Source organism: Rhizobium mongolense USDA 1844 (genome assembly GCF_000419765.1).
Lineage (GTDB): Bacteria > Pseudomonadota > Alphaproteobacteria > Rhizobiales > Rhizobiaceae > Rhizobium > Rhizobium mongolense.
The window spans coordinates 200,638-218,211 of record NZ_ATTQ01000008.1 but is presented as its reverse complement, the minus strand read 5'-3'; the positions used below and the strand labels follow the sequence as shown (position 1 = coordinate 218,211).

Sequence of the window (17,574 nt, the reverse complement as noted above, 5' to 3'; positions counted from 1 at the left end):
GAATTGATCCTTTTGATTGTTCCGGCCGTTATTCGCGCTCGAGCGTGCTGCGCGGTGCTGTCAGGGTCCAGATCAGGCCCTGCGGCAGGTAGTCCACCTGCACCGTTCCGCGGAAGGCTGCTGCTGCATGCGTCTTGATGACGGTGGTTCCAAAGCCGGAGCGCGACGGTGTAGCGACCTCGGGACCGCTCCGTTCCTCCCAAATAAAACGCAGCATTGCCTCGGACTGATCCTCGACCTGGATATTCGCCCAGGAGAAGAAGACGCGGCCCTGCGGCACGGAAAGCGCACCGTATTTCACCGAATTGGTCGCAAGTTCGTGCAGCGTCAGGCCGAGGTTCTGGACCGCCTCCGGCTTGACGACAAAATCCTCTCCGGAAATCTCAAGCTGTTCAGCCGCCTGCGGGAAGGCCTCCAGGTGAATGTCGATGACCCGGCGGAGCGAGGCACCGGACCATTGTTCGCTTGTCAAAAGCTCAATCGAACGGACGAGCCCGTCGAGGCGATCGGAAACGGCCGACTGAAAGCCTTCGACGCTGTCGGCCTGTTTGGCGAGTTGGCGCATCATTGCCTGGGCAAGCGTGAGCAGGTTCTTCGTTCGATGCACGAGCTCATGCATTATGAAATGCAGACGGTCTTCCGTCTGGCTGCGATCGAAAGAGGCATTGGAGAGAGCAACGGCGACCTGGTTTGCCTCGATGACGCTGGTATCGATCGGCGCCACGATTTGGCCCTCGCCCATGCGGCTCGCCATGTCGGCTATATCGCGGATCGTAGTGCGCACCTGCCGCGCCACGGCATAGGCCGCAAGCACGGCGACCAGAAGCAATGCGATGCCGCCGACGATCAGGAAACGCCATGTCGTGAGGATCGATGCCTGGGCCGTGGCAACCGGTCCCCAGACCACCGTTTTCCAGGACCAGCCGGGAATTTGGGCATAACCCAGGAGTTGGTTCGGCAGAATATCCTCGTCTTCGAAGACGCCGCGTGAAGCGATAAGCGACGGCAAGATGCGCGTGTCGAACGGCGTTCCAGGGGCAATGCTTGCCATGCCGCTCGAAGCCACCACATGGCCGCCCTGATCGATCACCGCAGCCGACCAACCCGACGCAAGCCCTTCGGTCGTGACAAGTCTGGCGAGGTCCTTGGCATTCTGGGTGACGATCAGGGCCGCGACTTGACCTGCATCCAGCGGCATCGTGACATTGTAGACCCACTCGCCGCTTGTCGCTCCCTTGAAGACGTCGGATGCTTCGATACGGCCGGACTTGATGGCCGATTCCATCGCAGGGATATTGGCTGTCTTGCTGAGCGGCGTGCCGAAATCACGGCGCGTGTTCAGTAGCTGCTGGCCGCTTCGGTCGACGGCGATCACGTAGAGTGTATCGCCGCGCAGGGCCGTTTCTGTCCGCTCATGGAACGAGGCGAAGTCGTTGTTCTCGAGTTCCGGCGAGGTTGAGAGCAGACGAAGTGTCGTCGCCATGTCCTGCAACTGCCGGTCAATGGAGCGAGAGAGGGTCAGCGCGTCTTGCGCCGTCTCGCGCCGCAGCGTCGTGCGCTGATTGTCCTCGAGCTGCAGAAGCAGGAGTGTGACGAAAGCAAAGATCGGCACGGCGATCGAGACCGCCATGGCAATCAGGTAGGTGCCGATCGAAGCTTTGGGAAACAGCCGCGTGCGCAGACTCATGGGCATAGTCTTTGCAGGCTTTCGAGGGCGAATGGCCCGGCCGGATTTTCGCAAACAGTTACGAAAGCAAAAAACTGCATCGCCGTCAGTGCCCTCAACGCGTTCGGATTCCCGATAGCCTGCTATCGAAGCAGGAACATGTTAGGGGCACGGGAAAGTGGTTGCAACACACTAAAACATGCTGACGGAAGAATTGTAATGGTCATACAATTGTGCCGTCAGGCGAACCGGGAGAGCCGAAATGATCCGAGGCTTGCGTCAGTTGCGCCTGACAGAATTTCGTTTGTCGCGAGCGCGCCGACCAACGGAGCAAGCGTCACGCCGGAATGCATAACGGCGATGTAAAGGCCGCCGATGCCGCAATTGCCGATGATCGGGAAGCCATCTCGCGGCGTCGGGCGATATCCGACAGTGAGGAAATCCAGTGTCAGCGCGTCGCTTTCCAAAAGGCTCGCTTTGACCTTTGCAAAGAGAGCGGCCGCGGTCGCCTTGCGGTCTTCGCCCGGATCGCTACCGCCGAAATCGCTGCCCGCGATGATGCGCCCTTCGGTCGTCTGGCGCATATGCAGTTCCGTCGCAATCACCAAGCCGTGCAGCCGTTTCTCGAACGGGCGGGAGTGGACGATCAGGCCGGGCGGCGCGTCAATCGGCAGCGTGATCCCGGCTGACGCGGCTATGGGAACGGATCCTGCGCCGGAAGCGAGGACGACATGATCCGCATCGACCAGACCTTGCGACGTCACGACGCCGGCAATGTGATCTCCGCTACGGATGAGGCTGCGAACGGCAGCGCCGATGAATCTCGCGCCTCGCGCTTCAGCATCCGCCAGCATCATGCGCGCGGCTGCGACCGGCTCGACTGCGCCTTCCTCAGCGACAGCGAGGGCAAAATCGGGTGCATTACTGAGATAGGGTTCACGGCGGGAGATCTCACTGCGCTCGATGCGGTTGATTCCGTAACCCCACCCGCCATGCTCCTTCGCGTAAGCTTCGAGTTGATCGCGGGGCAGGTCCCAGCAGATGCCGCCGCACCACGAAAGCGGCAGGCCCGGAAGCTCCGCAGCGAGCCGCTTCCACTCCGCCATCGAGCGGCGCCGGAAATGAAAGTAGAATTCGGGGTTTCCCCAGCTGGCATTGATCCAGGCGAAGGAATTGGGTGTTGCGACGCCGCCGGTTTCTTCGGCGATGACCGTCACAGCAGCACCGGCCTTCGCCAAATGCCAGGCGATCGAGGCGCCTATGATACCGGCGCCGACGACGATCACATGCCGTTTCGCCGCCATCGCTCTTTTCTCCGTGGTCTACAGGTATCAGCCGCTGGTTGCCGCGCCGATGCGCGCCAGGCCGTCGCGGGCCGGCTGGTATTTGGGGTCCAGCCCGATCGCGTGGCGATAGGAACGGGCCGCCTTGTCCTTTTCGCCGCGGCGCTCATAGACGAGCGCCTGGTTGGCCCAGGATTCGGCGATGTTGCCGTTGAGCTCGATCGCATGGTTGAAGTCGGCGAAGGCATTGTCGTCGTCGTTCAGCGCGATATAGGAAATGCCGCGGCCGTTATAGGGCTCGGGCGAATTCGGTGACAGCGAGATTGCCTTCGAGAAATCGTCGATCGCCTTGTCCTGCTGATTGCGCTTCTGGAAAATCAGGCCGCGATTGTGATAGGCGCGCCCATCCGTCGTGCCGAGCTGGATCGCGCGGGCGAAATCGTTGAATGCCGCATCGTCCTGGCTGGCCTGGCGATAGACGTTGCCGCGGCCGATATAGGCGACGTCGTAGCTCGGGTTGATCTGCAGCGCGGCGTTGTAGTCGGCAATCGCCTGTTGCTGCTGGCCCATGTTGCGATAGACGAGCGCGCGGTTGGCATAGGCCTGGAAGAAGCGTGGATTGATCTGCAGGGCGGTATTGAAGTCGTTCAGCGCGGCCTTGAACTGACCGGCACGGCCATAGGCCGAGCCTCGGACGTTGTATGCTTCCGGATCACGCGGATTGGAATTGATCACCGAGGTCAGCGAGGCGATGTTCTCTTCGGACCCCTGAGCCTTGTCGAGGCGGATCACAGCATCGGAGGTGTTGTCGGTCTGGCAGCCGGCAAGGCCGATTGCGGTAAGAACTGCAAGCACCGGCAGCAGCGTCGCTTTCGGCGCGCGCAAGGACCGGGGCGAGGTGAACAAGAAATCAGCCATTCGTGCGCTTCCCCCATGCGTCATATCCGGGGGCAATCGGATATGCGATCTTCAGCAGCAAAAATAAAAAGGCGGCGGCGACACGTAATCGCCCCCGCCAACATGCATTTGAAAACGTCGAAATAACGACGGCACCGCTTAGCGTGCGACCAGACCTTCGCGCTGTGCCCGCTTGCGAGCCAGCTTGCGAACGCGGCGAACAGCTTCGGCCTTCTCGCGGGCGCGCTTCTGCGACGGCTTCTCGTAGTAGTCGCGCATCTTCATTTCGCGGAAAATGCCTTCGCGCTGCATCTTCTTCTTGAGAGCGCGGAGAGCCTGATCGACATTGTTATCGCGGACGAGTACCTGCACGAGAATCACGTTCCTTTGGTTTTGGTTGACACCAGCGGCGGCACAGCGCCAGGGCAAAATTATACGGCTCGCGCGGCCGGAGCCTTGCGATTGGTGATGCGGGATAACAGATCGAAGCCACGAAGTCCAGACTGATATGGCGATCTGCGGAAAAAATGGCGGATAAGCCTTCCGCCTGCCTGGCGGATGCGGTGTCCAGAAATGCATTTGCTATTGCGGTATGCAGAAATACCCCTATATATGAGCCTATCGAATATTGCTTGTGACCTTTGTCACGCGCTGAGCGCTCTGTCAGATTTCCTCTCAACTCTCGATAAGAGCCGGCGAATTTTTCCCGGCAGTGCAGCGATTGAAAGGAGATCGTTCATGAATTCAGGCACAGTTAAGTGGTTCAATAGCGCCAAGGGCTTTGGCTTTATTCAGCCGGACGACGGTTCGACCGACGTATTTGTTCACATTTCCGCCGTGGAGCGTGCCGGCATGAGCGCGCTGTCCGACGGGCAGAAGGTACGCTACGATCTCGTCCGGGACAAAAAGTCCGGCAAGAACGCAGCGGATAATCTCCAGGCCGCGTGATTTGTCATTTGCCACGGCTGACCACGGATGTACTGGCAGCAGGCTGAATGACGGGAAGAGGTCGGGTAGAACGCCCGGCCTTTTTGACATTTTGAAAGAGCACCGTGATGCCAAAGCCGAACTATAAGGCAAAGCCGACCTATAAAATAGGTGACTTTGTCGTGCTGAAGTCCGGTCTCACCCGAACGGCCGCTGCCGACAGGCGATGCAAGGTCGTCGGCGTCCTGCCGAACGACCATGGACATGTACAGTACCGTGTTCGGTTCGAGGCCGAAAACTTCGAGCGCAGGATAACAGCGCTTGATATCGATGCGACCGAATCCCCGCCGCGGATTTCAGGCGCTCAGGTAGCCCAAACTTCCAATGCCGAGCCTTGGCTGAAGACGTCCAGCATCAAGGTTCGAAAGTAACGCCTCCCCTCGTTAACGATACGGCATCCATTGCCGCGAAAGGATAAGATTTTGCAGGTTCTCGTCAGGGACAACAATGTCGACCAGGCTCTTCGCGTTCTCAAGAAGAAGATGCAGCGCGAAGGTCTGTTTCGTGAAATGAAGGCGCGCAGCGCCTATGAAAAGCCATCCGAGAAGCGCGCCCGCGAAAAGGGCGAAGCTATCCGCCGTCAGCGGAAACTCGCGCGCAAGAAGATGCAGCGCGAAGGTTTGCTGCCGATGCCCAAAAAGGCCGCAAATACACGTTGAGTGTCGCTTGCGAGCGTGGTTTCCAAATCGCGAACCATCCAAGGAAAAGTGAATGACTGCCACAAAGGACGCATTCTTCAACGCCACGAAGATGTCGGCCCGCGACAAGGCGGAAGCCACGGATCACACGGCGCGGGCGATTATTGCAGACGAAGCAAAACTGCGTGAAAAAAAGACGGAGAAGCTGAAAGCCCTCCGTCTGCAGCGGCAGGCCGAAGCTGAGCCCGAACTTCCGGCTCCGAAAAGGAAGCGCAAGGTTTCAATCAAATCGGCCGGCCAATAGGTTTATTGCAAAACGCGGTCCCTCCCCGGACGGCGTCTGCCCGATTCCCACGCGCTCCGACACAATCTCTCTTTATGCTGCGTGCCAGTTCTGCGACAGGATGGCGTTCGGCGCTAAAGCGGCGTAGCCTTTCTTCGCTGCTCAGCGGCTTGCAGCGTAGGGGGCGCCATCGGGTTCATGACACGCGCGCAGCAAATCGGTGTCATCATCGGCTTGGCGATTGTTGCCGTGCTCACCCTGCTGCGGGCCAGCGATCCACAGCTGCTGCGATCGATCCGCGATGTGACCTTCGACGAATACCAGCGCTTATCGCCGCGGTCCTTCGAAGAGCTGCCGGTTCGGGTCATCGATATTGACGAGGCATCGCTGCGCGAATTCGGCCAGTGGCCGTGGCCGAGAGACAGGCTGGCTCTGCTCGTCGACAGGTTGTCCGAGATGGGTGCGGCGGCGATCGCCTTCGACATTCTCTTTGCCGAGCCGGACCGGCTTTCGCCACGGGCCGTCTTAGGCAATGTGTCCGGCATCGATCCGTCGCTGCTGTCGCAATTGCCGGACAATGACGAGATTTTCGCCGATTCGATTGCTGATAAGCCTGTCGTGCTCGGCTTCGGCTTGACCAACGAGGGAACCTATCGCCCGTCGGTCAAGGCAGGCTTCGCCTTCACCGGCGAGAGTCCCGTCGGCGCACCCCCGCATATCAATGCCGCAACGCCGTTACGTCCGCGCCTTGAAGCGAACGCCGCTGGCATCGGTCATATCAGTCTCAATCCGGGCAGCTCTTCGTCGGTCGTGCGGGCAGTTCCGCTGTTTTTGACGGATGGGGAGCAGCTTTATCCGAATCTGGCGCTGGAGGCGCTGCGTGTTGCCCAGGGCGTCTCGACCTATGTGCTGGCGGGCGCGCCGGATGCGGCGGGCGTCATGGTCTCGGTCAAGACAGGCGATTTTGTCGTCCCCGTGACGGCCGCCGGCGAGCTATGGCTCTATGTCAGCCCCGACCGTGCGCAGAGATATGTCTCCGCGCGGCATGTGCTTGCAGAAAAAGGTGCCTCGGCCGAGGTCAGCGCGGCGATAAACGGAAGTATCGTCTTTATCGGCACATCGGCCGCGGGGCTGCAGGATATCCGTGTCACGGCGCTCGGAGAGAATGTGCCGGGGGTTTCGCTGCACGCCCAGACCGTCGAGCAGATTTTGACCGGCCGCTATCTGTCGCGGCCCGATTGGGCGGATGGCCTGGAAATATTCGCCATCGCAGTGCTTGGCGGCCTTTTGGTGATATTGACGACCTTCGTCAGCCCGGCGGTCGCCCTGGCCTGTGGTTTGGCGATTACTGCGCTTGCTGTCGTCGCCTCCTGGCTCTGCTTTTCCTATGCCGGGCTTCTTTTCGATCCGCTGGCTCCGATCATCAGCGGATCAGTGACGCATTTCGCCGCGACGTCGTTCCGCATCCTGGTGATCGACCGTGAAAGGCGCGAGGTTCGCCGCGCATTCGGGCAGTATCTGTCGCCATCGCTTCTCTATCGTATCGAGCATACGCGCGACGCACTGCGCCTTGGCGGAGACGATCGGCAACTGACGGTCATGTTCGTCGACGTGCGTCATTTTACCGAAATCAGTGAGCGGCTGCCGCCGACGGCCGTCGTCGGATTCCTGAACACGCTGCTCGACGCGCTGAGCCGCCATGTCGTTGCCAATGAGGGCACGCTCGACAAGTTCATCGGCGACTCGATCATGGCCTTCTGGAATGCGCCAGTCGATGTGGCCGATCACGAGACGAAGGCGGTGCGCGCCGCTCTGGCCATGCGCGAAACGCTTGCCGAGCTCAATGCTGCCGATGCCTTCGGCTTCGGCAAGGATCAGCCGGTGGGAATCGGCATCGGCATCCATACCGGCATTGCCTGTGTCGGAAATATGGGAGCCGAAACGCGCTTCAACTACTCGGCCGTCGGCGATGCCGTGAACGTTGCTGCGCGGATCGAATCCTCCTGCAAGGAAGTCGGCTTCGATATTCTGATTTCGGAGGACACGGCGCGGCTGCAGTTAGGTGCTGCGCTGCTTAAGGCGGGCACCATCGGCCTGAAGGGAAAGAGCAGCCGGACGCGCCTATTCGCCGTCGTCGGCGATGAGCGCGTGACGCAATCGGCCGAATTTGGTGAGCTGCGGCAGCTCCACAATCAGCTTATCGAGGCATTTCGCTCGCGCTCGCCCGACACGCGCAGGATCGTCAGTGCCATCAGGTTGAAGACCAAAATGATCGCTCCCGGCCTGGCAGAGTTTTATCGCCGGATTTCCCGCAGGGCCGAACATTTCCGTGATGAACCGATTTCCGAGGAAGCGCGCCCCGCACAATGACGTATCAGCGATGGTGGTTCCGTTCGCCGCGATCCCTATCGCGGTCCTTGCCATGATGATGGTCGCCTTCGTCGCGGTCGCTGTCGTGATCGCCCCGGTGGTGATCATGTGATTTATGCGGCCTATCGTGGTCATGCGGCTTGTCCGGCTTATCCGGCCTGTCGGGTTTGTGTGGTCTATCGGGCTTATCGGGCTTATCGGGCTTATCCGGCTTGTCGGGTTTATGCGGCTTCTCCGGCGTCGGTTCCCGAGGCGGGACGGCCGGCGCCTGGCGCTGAAGGTTATCGGGCCGCTGCACTGTCGCCATGAGTCCGCAGCCGCCGCCCATCATGCCGGAAAGCGACTGACTGCCGGAAAGGAATGGGAGGGCGCGTGCCGTCTCCAGTCTTCGAAGGACGCCCTGGTTTACGCGCGCCACATCCGTCATGTTGCCGTTGGGGGTCGCAACGACATAGTCGCAACGGCGTGTCAGTTGCCGGCAGCCACCCGGGCCGCAAAACTGGGCGGCGCCATTCAGCATCACGACGGCCGTCGTTCCATCCGGGCCGACATAGAAATCGAAGGCGGTGCCACGCACGCCGATCGTGCCCGCAGGTGTCAGGATCTGGTAGGCGGACGATTTCGAACTGCCGCTGATCCAGCGGAAAGTCCCCTTCGCTGCGCGGATGCTCAGCTTTTTCACCGATTGAGAGTCATCGAAGATGTATTTGTCGATGACGACTGACGAACCCCAGCCGACCGCAAGCTTGGTGCCGTCACGGAAGAGAAACTGGCCGAGGCCGGATTTCGATGTACGAATGCGCTCGTCGCGATGGACTGCGGCATTTACGGTCAGCGGTCCCGTTTGACCGGTCACTTCCGTCTTGATGTGGACCGCCTGGCCAACCTGCTCGGCTGCGGAGGCCGGCATGGAACTGAAAAGCACCGCGCTGAGCACCGTGGCTGTGGCAAGACTCAGATAGGACATGGGAATACCCCTAAGAATAGGAATATTAGCATGTAATTTTACGGCTCGTCTTCCTGCCCTCTTGGGTTAGTCGGACTAATCCGGTGCGGGCGGGCGGATGCGACAACCTCACTGTCATCAGCACTTGTTCCACCCATGTCAAACAAAAGCCCGTTCGCGTCGCAAAAGAAACGTTGTGCCGCATTTCGATTTGCGATTTGTATGGCCACGAAGAAAATGCCTTTCCCTGAAGGAGATCAAGGCGGATGCGGAAATACTCGGTTTTTGCCGTGGCACGGGAAGCGCTCAGAGGCCACAAGGGCTGGGAGAGGCAGTGGACTTCGCCGGAGCCGCGTGCGCAATACGACGTCATTATCATCGGCGGCGGCGGGCATGGTCTGGGAGCAGCTTACTACCTTGCCAAGGAGCACGGCATCACCAACGTCGCGGTATTGGAAAAGGGCTGGCTCGGCGGTGGCAACACCGGCCGTAACACCACCATCATCCGCTCGAACTATCTCTATGAAGAGAGCATGCACATCTACGAGCATTCGATGAAGCTCTGGGAGAACCTCTCGCAGGATCTGAACTACAATGTGATGTATTCGCCGCGCGGCGTGATGATGCTCTCGCACAACATCCACGATCAGCAGTCCTTCAAGCGGCATATCCATGCCAACCGGCTCTATGGCATCGATAATGAATGGCTGACGCCGGAGCAGGCGAAGGCCTATTGCCCCCCGCTCGATATTTCGGCGACGGCGCGCTATCCGATTAACGGCGCCGCCTTGCAGCGCCGCGGCGGGACGGCGCGTCATGATGCGGTCGCCTGGGGTTATGCCCGTGCGGCGTCGGATCGCGGCGTTCACATCATCCAGAATTGCGAAGTCACCGGCATCCGCCGCGGACCGGACGGGCGGGTTGTTGGCGTCGAAACCAATCGCGGCTTCATCGGCGCGAAGAAGCTCGGCGTCTCCGCGGCTGGCCACTCGACGACCGTGATGAAGATGGCGGACGTGCGCGTGCCGCTGCAATCGAGCCCGCTGCAGGCGCTGGTTTCCGAACCACTAAAGCCGATCTTTCCCTGTGTCGTCATGTCGAACACGGTGCATGCCTATATCTCGCAGTCCGACAAGGGCGAGCTCGTCATCGGCGCTGGCACTGACCAGTATAATTCCTATTCGCAGACAGGCGGCCTGCAGATCATCACGCATACGCTTGATGCGATTTGCGAGCTCTTCCCGATGTTCCGCCGCGTGAAGATGATGCGCTCCTGGGGCGGCATCGTCGACAATACGCCGGACCGTTCGGCGATCCAGTCGAAGACGCCGGTTCCGGGGCTCTATGTCAACTGCGGCTGGGGAACGGGCGGCTTCAAGGCGACGCCGGGTTCGGCCAATCTCTTTGCGCACCTGATCGCCCGTGACGAGCCGCACAAGTTCAATGCCGGGTTGACGCTGGAGCGCTTCCGCACCGGACGGCTCATCGATGAAGCGGCAGCCGCCGCCGTCGCGCACTGACCACGCACTTCCGACAAGGGAATCCAATGCTACTGATCCACTGCCCATACTGTCAGGAAGAGCGCTCCGAGCTCGAATTCCGTGGCGCTGGCGACGCGCATATTGCGCGGCCCCAGAATATCGCTTCGATTTCCGACGAGGAATTCGAGGCGTATTTCTTCCTGCGCGACAACCCGAAGGGTCTGATCTTCGAACGCTGGCGGCACATCCACGGCTGCGGCCGTTTCTTCAATGCGGCGCGCGACACCATCAGCGACAAATTCATCATGACCTACAAGGCAGGCGAGCCAAAGCCTGAAATAGGCGCTGCCAGCGTCCCGCACGCCCCCGTCGAAACCTATGAAGCGATGGAAGGAGAGGCGCAATGAGCGGCGCGAACCGAATTCCAGGCAAGGGACGCCTGACGCCGGCGAGAACCGCCCGCTTCACTTTCGACGGCAAGAGCTATACCGCGCTCGAAGGCGATACCGTTGCTTCGGCCCTGATCGCCAACGGCGTGCATCTCGTCGGCCGCTCCTTCAAGTACCACCGCCCGCGCGGCATCCTTTCAGCCGGTGCGGAAGAGCCGAATGCGCTGATCGACGTCGCCCGAGACTCGGCGCGAAAGCAGCCGAACGTGCGCGCCACGGTTCAGGAAGTCTTCGACGGTATGATCGTCAAGTCGCAGAACCGCTTCCCGTCGCTTGCTTTTGACGTCGGTGGCATCAACGATCTGCTTTCGCCGTTCTTTGCGGCCGGATTCTACTACAAGACCTTCATGTGGCCGAAGGCCGCCTGGAAGCACGTCTATGAGCCACTCATCCGACGTTCCGCCGGTCTCGGCGTCGCGCCGACGGAAGGCGATCCGGATCACTACGCAAGCCGCTATGCGCATTGCGACGTGCTCGTCGCCGGCGCCGGCGTTGCCGGTCTCTCCGCTGCCCTTGCCGCGGCCGAGGCGGGCGCCCGCGTCATCATCTGCGACGAGCAGGCGGAATGCGGCGGTGCGTTGCGTTTCGACTGCGGGGTGAAGATCGACGGCATCGAAGGCTACGTCTGGGCGCAGCAGGCAGCTGCCAAGCTGAAGGCGATGGACAACGTGCAGGTTCTGACCCGCACGACGGCCTTCGGCTACTACAACCATAATTTCATCGCTCTTGCCGAGCGCGTGACCGACCATATCGCCAAGCCGGGCCGTGACCTGCCGCGCGAGCGTCTCTGGCAGGTCCGCGCCAAGCGGGTGATCCTCGCCAGCGGTGCAATCGAGCGGCACATGGTATTCCGAAACAACGACCGTCCGGGCATCATGCTGGCGTCCGCTGCGCGCATGTACCTGAACCACTACGGCATCGCCGTCGGAGCCAGGGTTGGTGTCTACACCGCCCATGACTCGGCCTATGAAGCCGCTTTCGACCTGAAGCGTGCCGGCGTGGCTATCGCTGCGATCGTCGATTGCCGCCAGGCACCGGGGGCTGCAGTTCTTGCCGAAGCGCGTTCACTCGGTATCGAGGTGCTGGCTGGACAATCGGTCATCAATACTTCGGGCAAGCTCCGCGTCTCATCGATGACCGTTGCCCGCAACGGCGGCGGTTCGCCGCGCAAGATTGCGATCGATGCATTGCTGGTTTCGGCCGGCTGGACGCCGTCGGTGCATCTTTTCTCGCAGTCGCGCGGCAAGGTGAAGTTCGAGCCGGAAAGCCAGCGCTTCCTGCCCGGCACTTATGCCCAGGACTGCCTGTCGGTCGGCGCCTGCAACGGCACGGACGGCCTGCAACAGACGATCGAAGAGTCTCTTGCGGCCGGCGAGCTGATGGCGCAGGCCGTCGGAAAACCGGGCAGTGGCAAGATCAGCATCTCGGCCGAGCAGGCCTATGACTGGACCGGGGGTATGATTGGTGCTGCCGAAGGTGCCGGACCGGAGACGAGCGCCAAGGCCTTCATCGACTTCCAGCACGATGTCTGCGCCAAGGACATCCGTCTTGCGGTGCGCGAAGGCATGCACTCGATCGAGCACATCAAGCGTTTCACGACGAACGGCATGGCCTCCGACCAGGGCAAGCTCTCCAACATGCACGGTCTGGCGATCGCCGCCGAAATGCTCGGCAAGGAAATCCCGCAGGTCGGCCTCACGACCTTCCGTGCGCCGTATACGCCGGTCACCTATGGCACGCTGATCAGCCATTCGCGCGGCGAGCTCTTCGATCCCGCGCGCAAGACGCCGATGCATCAGTGGGAAGAGGCGCATGGCGCTGTGTTCGAAGACGTCGGCAACTGGAAGCGTGCCTGGTTCTATCCGCGTGCCGGCGAGACGATGCATCAGTCAGTTGCCCGCGAATGCAAAACGGCTCGCGATAGCGCAGGCGTTTTTGATGCCTCGACGCTCGGCAAGATCGAGGTCGTCGGTCCGGATGCGGCCGAGTTCATGAACCTGATGTACACCAATGCCTGGGACACGCTGAAACCCGGCAAGTGCCGCTATGGCATCATGACCCGCGAAGACGGCTTCGTGTACGACGACGGCGTTGTCGGGCGTCTCGCGGATGACCGTTTCCATGTCACGACGACGACGGGCGGCGCGCCGCGCGTTCTTCATCACATGGAAGACTATCTGCAGACGGAGTTCCCGCACCTGAAGGTGTGGCTGACCTCCGTTACCGAGCAATGGGCTGTGATTGCCGTGCAAGGTCCGAAGGCGCGCGAGATCGTCGCACCGCTCGTTGAGGGGCTCGATATTTCCAACGAGGCCTTCCCGCATATGAGCGTTGGCGAGTGCAAGGTCTGCGGCGTGCCTGCGCGCCTCTTCCGAGTGTCGTTTACTGGCGAAGTCGGCTTCGAAATCAACGTTCCAGCCGATTTCGGCCAGTCGGTGCTGGAAGCTGTCTGGGCGAATGCCGAGCCGCTCGGCGCCTGCGTCTACGGCACCGAGACGATGCACGTTCTTCGCGCCGAAAAGGGCTATATCATCGTTGGACAGGATACGGACGGCACGGTTACGCCGGATGACGCGGGTCTTTCCTGGGCCGTTTCCAAGAAGAAGACCGATTTTGTTGGCATTCGGGGGCTGAAGCGTCCCGATCTCGTCAGGGAAGGCCGCAAGCAGCTTGTCGGTCTCGCTACGAAGGATACGAAGCTTGTGCTCGAAGAGGGGGCACAGATCGTCGCCAATCCGAACGAGCCGAAGCCGATGACCATGCTTGGGCATGTGACCTCGTCCTACTGGTCGGAAAACCTCGGCAAGTCGATCGCCTTCGCGCTGGTCGCCGGCGGCCGTGCGCGCATAGGCGAGACTCTTTACGTACCGATGCCGGACAAGACGATTGCCGTTGAAGTGACGGATATGGTGTTCTTTGACAAAGAAGGAGGCCGGATCAATGGTTGATATGGCAATTCGCAAACCCGTTCTTTCCGGCAACCACGGCGGTTCTGCCACTGTACGGCTGACGCCTGCACCTGCCGCGAGCCGGGTGGCGCTGCGGGCGCCGGCAGGTTCGCTCAAAGCTCTTTCATCGGCTCTCGGCGTCACGATCCCGGCTGCGCCGAAGACCTCGGGCCGCAAGGGCGGACGCTCGGCGCTCTGGCTCGGCCCCGACGAATGGCTGGTGATCGATGAAGACGGCGCAGATTTGATGGCCTTGTTTTCAGGTGTCAGCCTCCTTCATTCGGCGACGGATGTCTCCCATCGCAATGTCGGCATCATCGTCTCCGGCCCTGGCGCCGAAGCCACGCTTTCGGGCGGCTGCCCGCAGGACCTGTCGATCGGCACATTTCCGGTCGGCGCCTGCTCGCGCACGCTGTTCGGCAAGGCGGAGGTCGTGTTCTTCCGCACCGAAGACGATACGTTCCGGGTCGAATGCTGGCGGTCGTTTTCCGACTATGTCTTCGGTCTGCTGGCCGAGGCGACAGAAGACGCGGGGCACTGACGGGCTGGCCGTGAAATCGCGCGAGAGCGGATAAGGACGCATAGCCGCTTTCAGCAATCCAATGGCCTCTGAAACGGAGGAGCCCTTGATCGCGGGCGGAACTGCGCGTTCGCAAAATTCCCGCCATACGAACAGCGTCAACGCCGCGCCATCAGTGGCCTTGACGGGAGATTCGGCAAGGTCCTCAAGGATCCGATATCGGGCATCCTCCCAGAAGAGTGTCTCCACCCAATCATAAACCGGAATTATGTGGAAATGGACCCTATAGCCCGGGGCGTGTCCATATCGGCCGATATAGACACGCTGCGTCTGCAAAACCCGGTGCACAGCGTCCTCGACCCTTGCCAGTAGCGGGGCCCAGTTCTGGAAGAGCGCTGGCCGGCAATTCGGAAAGTTCATCGGCAAGCCTCTTGGAACCGACCATAAGATAGCCCGGCAACGCCGAATCCATCCTGTGGTTTACAAGCCAGCTCCCGGTTTCGAGGATATGGGACTGCGCGGGGATTTCCAAAGAGCCTGCTCCTCAGGTTTCCTCCGGCCGGTCCTTCGGGTCGAACTGGATGATGGTGATCCAGTTCGCAGTAAGCGCGGGTTTCTTCTCGTTCTCGATCTCGATGGACACTTCATATGTGGTCATCAGCATGCTGGCGCCGCGGAAGCGTGCGTCGGCGAGAACGAAATGACCGCGGATGCGGGTGCCGGATTTGACCGGCGCCATGAAGCGCACCTTGTCGAATCCATAGTTGATACCCATCGTCTGCTCGCGGATTTTGGGCAACGCATTGTAGTTCATTGTGGAAAGCAGAGAGAGCGTCAGGAAACCATGGGCGATCGTGCCACCGAAGGAGCTTTCGGTTGTCGCGCGGGCCGGATCGGTATGGATGAACTGATGGTCGTTGGTGGCGTGCGCAAAAGCGTCGATCATCGCCTGATCGACAAGAATCCAATCTGAAAGCCCTGTTTTCGTGCCAATGAGCCCGCGGACTTCCGCGAGCGAAATTTCCCTGACCATAAATTCCCCATGAAAAAAGGCGCCTGCTCAATTGCTTACAGTGGATCTATGACAATTACGACAACGATTCACAGTCGTTGCGGCTTGAATCAATTCCCGACGCAAAAGATGGCCGACCGCGGCGGAACGGTCACTGCCGCGCCAAGCTTTCCGGAGTTGCCGGACGCGCTCAACAGCCGCCACGCGGCAGTCTCTGGGGGCGGGAGGACGAAGTCCATTGCATTGTTCGATCGATTGAAGAGCACGGCCAGACGCACCTGTCTGCGGCTATCGCGGTCGCGCGTTGTGAGCAGCATGCCGAGCGTGGAAAAATTCGCAGTCTCCCACTTGCCAACGGTCATCGGCTTGCCCGAGGATGATACCCATTCGATATCGCCGTTGCCGTTGAAGAAGCCGGATTCGGAGAAGACGGAGAAGCGCTTTCGCAATGCTGCCACGAAGGCGGTGTGGGCGATCAATTCTTCATCCAGCGCCTTCCAGTCGACCCAGGTGATTTCGTTGTCCTGGCAATAGGCGTTGTTGTTGCCGCGCTGTGTTCGCCCGCCTTCATCCCCCGCCGTCAGCATGATGCTGCCGCGGCTGGCAAAGAGCGTAGAGATCAGCGCCTTCAGATCGCCACGGCGCTTCTCGATGATATCGGGATAGGGCGTTTCGCCCTCGATGCCGTTGTTCCACGAATGGTTCTCGTTGTGGCCATCGCGGTTTTCCTCGCCGTTCGCTTCGTTGTGCTTATGACTGTAGGCAACGAGATCCTTCAGCGTGAAACCGTCATGGGCAGCCAGGAAATTGACGCTGCGCGTCGCCGTTGCGCCGTTTCGCGAGAAAATGTCGGAGGAGCCGGCCAGTGCTGTTGCGAGCGGTCCGGTCTTCCAGTCGTCGCCGCGCCAATAGCAGCGGATATCGTCGCGAACGCGGTCGTTCCATTCGAGGAAGGGAGCTGGAAAATTGCCGAGTTGATAGCCGCCCGGACCGATATCCCAAGGCTCGGCGATCATGATGCGCTCGGCGAGCACGTCATCGTCGAGGATCGCGGAGAGTGTCCCCCCATGGGCCTCGAAGCCGTTTGCCGTGCGGCCGAGAACCGGCGCCAGATCGAAGCGGAAACCATCGACGCCGGCGCCGAGGACGAAATGTCGGAGGCTGTCGATGATGAGCTGGCGGACATAGGGATGATCGCAGGCGACGGTATTGCCGGTCCCGGTGTCGTTGACGAGCTCGCCTGGCCGGCCGGGCAGATGCCGGTAGAAGGAGAGATTGTCGAGGCCGCGCAGCGACAGCGTCGTGCCGTAACGGTCGCTCTCGCCGGTATGGTTGAAGACGAGATCAAGAATGACGCCGATGCCTTCGGCCCGAAGCTTCGCGACCGTATCGCGCAGTTCGGCCATGCCGCCCGGCACGAGGCGCGGATCGAGCGCCATGAAGGCAACGGGATTGTAGCCCCACCCGTTCGCTAGTCCGAGAGGCGGCAAATGGCGTTCGTCGATCCAAGCGGTGATCGGCATCAGCTCGACGGCATCGACACCGATCCGCTTGAGATGAGCGATCACTGAGGGATGGGCAAGGGCGGCGACGGTGCCGCGCTGCGTCTCGGGAACGTCCGGGTGGAGGATCGTGAAGGGTTTGACCGCGACTTCATAGATAAACCCGCCTGGCTTGAAGAGAGGTTTCTCCAGCGTCACTTTCGTATCGCGGGTCACCATCGCCTTCGGCATCAGGTTCTGCGTGTCTTCGCCGAAGATGCCGAGACGCGGATCATGGCGGAAGGGACGGTCGAGCTGTTTGGCGTACGGGTCGACCAGAAGCTTGGACGGATCGAACCAGAGACCGTTTTCCGGAGCATAGATGCCGTCGGCCCGAATGCCGTAACAGGCGCCTTCCTTCAGACCGTCGACGAAAAGGCGGTGCACATGGCCGTTTTCGCGCGCCATCGGCAGGCGCGCGAGTTCCTTGTTGCCGGTTTCATCGAAGAGGCAGAGCTGGATCTCTGCGACATGCTGCGACCAGACGGCGAATTCGACGCCGGTTTCGAAAAGGATCGCGCCCCCTTTAGCCCTGTTGTCCGCCCGCATGAGC

Annotated in this window: 16 protein-coding genes and 1 pseudogene; 9 read left to right on the top strand and 8 right to left on the bottom strand. The window is 60.7% G+C overall.

The features are described from left to right. Positions 1 to 28: 28 nt before the first annotated feature. The 4 genes from A3C3_RS0117600 to rpsU (A3C3_RS0117585) all read right to left on the bottom strand — a co-directional run bounded on the left by A3C3_RS0117600 (position 29) and on the right by rpsU (A3C3_RS0117585) (position 4,218). Entirely contained in the window at positions 29 to 1,687 is a 1,659-nt protein-coding gene (locus A3C3_RS0117600; RefSeq protein WP_028739742.1) for a sensor histidine kinase, read from the bottom strand. Between the two features lie 218 nt (positions 1,688 to 1,905). Continuing rightward, on the bottom strand, positions 1,906 to 2,970 hold the full coding sequence (locus A3C3_RS0117595) for an NAD(P)/FAD-dependent oxidoreductase (protein ID WP_022715893.1): 1,065 nt from the start codon (positions 2,968 to 2,970) through the stop codon (positions 1,906 to 1,908). 27 nt (positions 2,971 to 2,997) lie between these two features. Continuing rightward, a complete protein-coding gene (locus tag A3C3_RS0117590; protein ID WP_022715892.1) occupies positions 2,998 to 3,867 on the bottom strand; it encodes a tetratricopeptide repeat protein in 870 nt (289 codons plus the stop codon). A gap of 138 nt (positions 3,868 to 4,005) precedes the next feature. Beyond that, the gene (gene rpsU, locus A3C3_RS0117585) at positions 4,006 to 4,218 is read right to left on the bottom strand and encodes a 30S ribosomal protein S21 (RefSeq protein WP_003585885.1); all 213 of its coding nucleotides are present in this window, start codon (positions 4,216 to 4,218) and stop codon (positions 4,006 to 4,008) included. Between the two features lie 366 nt (positions 4,219 to 4,584). Here rpsU (A3C3_RS0117585) and A3C3_RS0117580 point away from each other — a divergent pair, with 366 nt between their 5' ends. From A3C3_RS0117580 to A3C3_RS0117560, 5 genes are all read left to right on the top strand, one after another. Then, complete coding sequence (locus A3C3_RS0117580; protein WP_028739741.1) at positions 4,585 to 4,794, top strand: cold-shock protein; 210 nt, start codon at positions 4,585 to 4,587, stop codon at positions 4,792 to 4,794. Positions 4,795 to 4,901: 107 nt separating this feature from the next. Further along, positions 4,902 to 5,204: a hypothetical protein gene (locus A3C3_RS0117575; protein ID WP_022715890.1), complete on the top strand. Its 303-nt coding sequence runs from the start codon at positions 4,902 to 4,904 to the stop codon at positions 5,202 to 5,204. 51 nt (positions 5,205 to 5,255) lie between these two features. Beyond that, the gene (gene rpsU / locus A3C3_RS0117570; RefSeq protein WP_022715889.1) at positions 5,256 to 5,492 is read left to right on the top strand and encodes a 30S ribosomal protein S21; all 237 of its coding nucleotides are present in this window, start codon (positions 5,256 to 5,258) and stop codon (positions 5,490 to 5,492) included. Positions 5,493 to 5,544: 52 nt separating this feature from the next. Continuing rightward, on the top strand, positions 5,545 to 5,775 hold the full coding sequence (locus tag A3C3_RS0117565) for a hypothetical protein (RefSeq protein ID WP_022715888.1): 231 nt from the start codon (positions 5,545 to 5,547) through the stop codon (positions 5,773 to 5,775). A 177-nt stretch (positions 5,776 to 5,952) separates the two neighbouring features. After that, positions 5,953 to 8,124 carry a CHASE2 domain-containing protein gene (locus A3C3_RS0117560; protein WP_022715887.1) on the top strand — a complete coding sequence of 724 codons (2,172 nt, stop codon included), beginning with the start codon at positions 5,953 to 5,955 and terminating at the stop codon, positions 8,122 to 8,124. Positions 8,125 to 8,128: 4 nt separating this feature from the next. Here the strand turns inward: A3C3_RS0117560 and A3C3_RS0117555 are convergent, their stop codons facing one another. Further along, positions 8,129 to 9,091 carry a FecR family protein gene (locus A3C3_RS0117555; RefSeq protein ID WP_022715886.1) on the bottom strand — a complete coding sequence of 321 codons (963 nt, stop codon included), beginning with the start codon at positions 9,089 to 9,091 and terminating at the stop codon, positions 8,129 to 8,131. A gap of 245 nt (positions 9,092 to 9,336) precedes the next feature. On the opposite strand from A3C3_RS0117555, the gene A3C3_RS0117550 reads away from it, so the two are divergent. From A3C3_RS0117550 to A3C3_RS0117535, 4 genes are read left to right on the top strand one after another with little or no spacing between them, the layout of a single operon-like run. After that, the gene (locus A3C3_RS0117550) at positions 9,337 to 10,590 is read left to right on the top strand and encodes a sarcosine oxidase subunit beta family protein (RefSeq protein WP_022715885.1); all 1,254 of its coding nucleotides are present in this window, start codon (positions 9,337 to 9,339) and stop codon (positions 10,588 to 10,590) included. Positions 10,591 to 10,616: 26 nt separating this feature from the next. Further along, on the top strand, positions 10,617 to 10,958 hold the full coding sequence (locus A3C3_RS0117545) for a sarcosine oxidase subunit delta (protein ID WP_022715884.1): 342 nt from the start codon (positions 10,617 to 10,619) through the stop codon (positions 10,956 to 10,958). After that, positions 10,955 to 13,948, top strand: coding sequence for a sarcosine oxidase subunit alpha (locus A3C3_RS0117540; RefSeq protein WP_022715883.1), 2,994 nt, complete (start codon positions 10,955 to 10,957; stop codon positions 13,946 to 13,948). Before A3C3_RS0117545 ends, A3C3_RS0117540 begins: the two co-directional genes overlap by 4 nt. Further along, on the top strand, positions 13,941 to 14,489 hold the full coding sequence (locus A3C3_RS0117535; RefSeq protein ID WP_022715882.1) for a sarcosine oxidase subunit gamma: 549 nt from the start codon (positions 13,941 to 13,943) through the stop codon (positions 14,487 to 14,489). Before A3C3_RS0117540 ends, A3C3_RS0117535 begins: the two co-directional genes overlap by 8 nt. Positions 14,490 to 14,525: 36 nt before the next feature. Here the strand turns inward: A3C3_RS0117535 and A3C3_RS47105 are convergent. The 3 genes and pseudogenes from A3C3_RS47105 to glgX form a co-directional block, all read right to left on the bottom strand. Then, positions 14,526 to 15,000: pseudogene (locus A3C3_RS47105) on the bottom strand (HIT family protein); the annotation flags it as partial. 12 nt (positions 15,001 to 15,012) lie between these two features. Further along, positions 15,013 to 15,501 (bottom strand): MaoC family dehydratase, encoded by a 489-nt coding sequence (locus A3C3_RS0117530; RefSeq protein WP_022715881.1) that lies wholly within the window; start codon positions 15,499 to 15,501, stop codon positions 15,013 to 15,015. Between the two features lie 89 nt (positions 15,502 to 15,590). Continuing rightward, complete coding sequence (glgX, locus tag A3C3_RS0117525; protein ID WP_022715880.1) at positions 15,591 to 17,570, bottom strand: glycogen debranching protein GlgX; 1,980 nt, start codon at positions 17,568 to 17,570, stop codon at positions 15,591 to 15,593. Positions 17,571 to 17,574 lie beyond the last annotated feature (4 nt).

Coding starts and splice junctions, on each gene's coding strand:
- A3C3_RS0117560 (WP_022715887.1), top strand. CDS start 5,953: ATGACACGCGCGCAGCAAATCGGTGTCATCATCGGCTTGGCGATTGTT.
- A3C3_RS0117545 (WP_022715884.1), top strand. CDS start 10,617: ATGCTACTGATCCACTGCCCATACTGTCAGGAAGAGCGCTCCGAGCTC.
- A3C3_RS0117530 (WP_022715881.1), bottom strand. CDS start 15,501: ATGGTCAGGGAAATTTCGCTCGCGGAAGTCCGCGGGCTCATTGGCACG.
- A3C3_RS0117550 (WP_022715885.1), top strand. CDS start 9,337: ATGCGGAAATACTCGGTTTTTGCCGTGGCACGGGAAGCGCTCAGAGGC.
- A3C3_RS0117600 (WP_028739742.1), bottom strand. CDS start 1,687: ATGAGTCTGCGCACGCGGCTGTTTCCCAAAGCTTCGATCGGCACCTAC.
- A3C3_RS0117565 (WP_022715888.1), top strand. CDS start 5,545: ATGACTGCCACAAAGGACGCATTCTTCAACGCCACGAAGATGTCGGCC.
- A3C3_RS0117535 (WP_022715882.1), top strand. CDS start 13,941: ATGGTTGATATGGCAATTCGCAAACCCGTTCTTTCCGGCAACCACGGC.
- A3C3_RS0117555 (WP_022715886.1), bottom strand. CDS start 9,091: ATGTCCTATCTGAGTCTTGCCACAGCCACGGTGCTCAGCGCGGTGCTT.
- A3C3_RS0117590 (WP_022715892.1), bottom strand. CDS start 3,867: ATGGCTGATTTCTTGTTCACCTCGCCCCGGTCCTTGCGCGCGCCGAAA.
- A3C3_RS0117595 (WP_022715893.1), bottom strand. CDS start 2,970: ATGGCGGCGAAACGGCATGTGATCGTCGTCGGCGCCGGTATCATAGGC.
- A3C3_RS0117580 (WP_028739741.1), top strand. CDS start 4,585: ATGAATTCAGGCACAGTTAAGTGGTTCAATAGCGCCAAGGGCTTTGGC.
- A3C3_RS0117575 (WP_022715890.1), top strand. CDS start 4,902: ATGCCAAAGCCGAACTATAAGGCAAAGCCGACCTATAAAATAGGTGAC.
- A3C3_RS0117540 (WP_022715883.1), top strand. CDS start 10,955: ATGAGCGGCGCGAACCGAATTCCAGGCAAGGGACGCCTGACGCCGGCG.
- glgX (WP_022715880.1), bottom strand. CDS start 17,570: ATGCGGGCGGACAACAGGGCTAAAGGGGGCGCGATCCTTTTCGAAACC.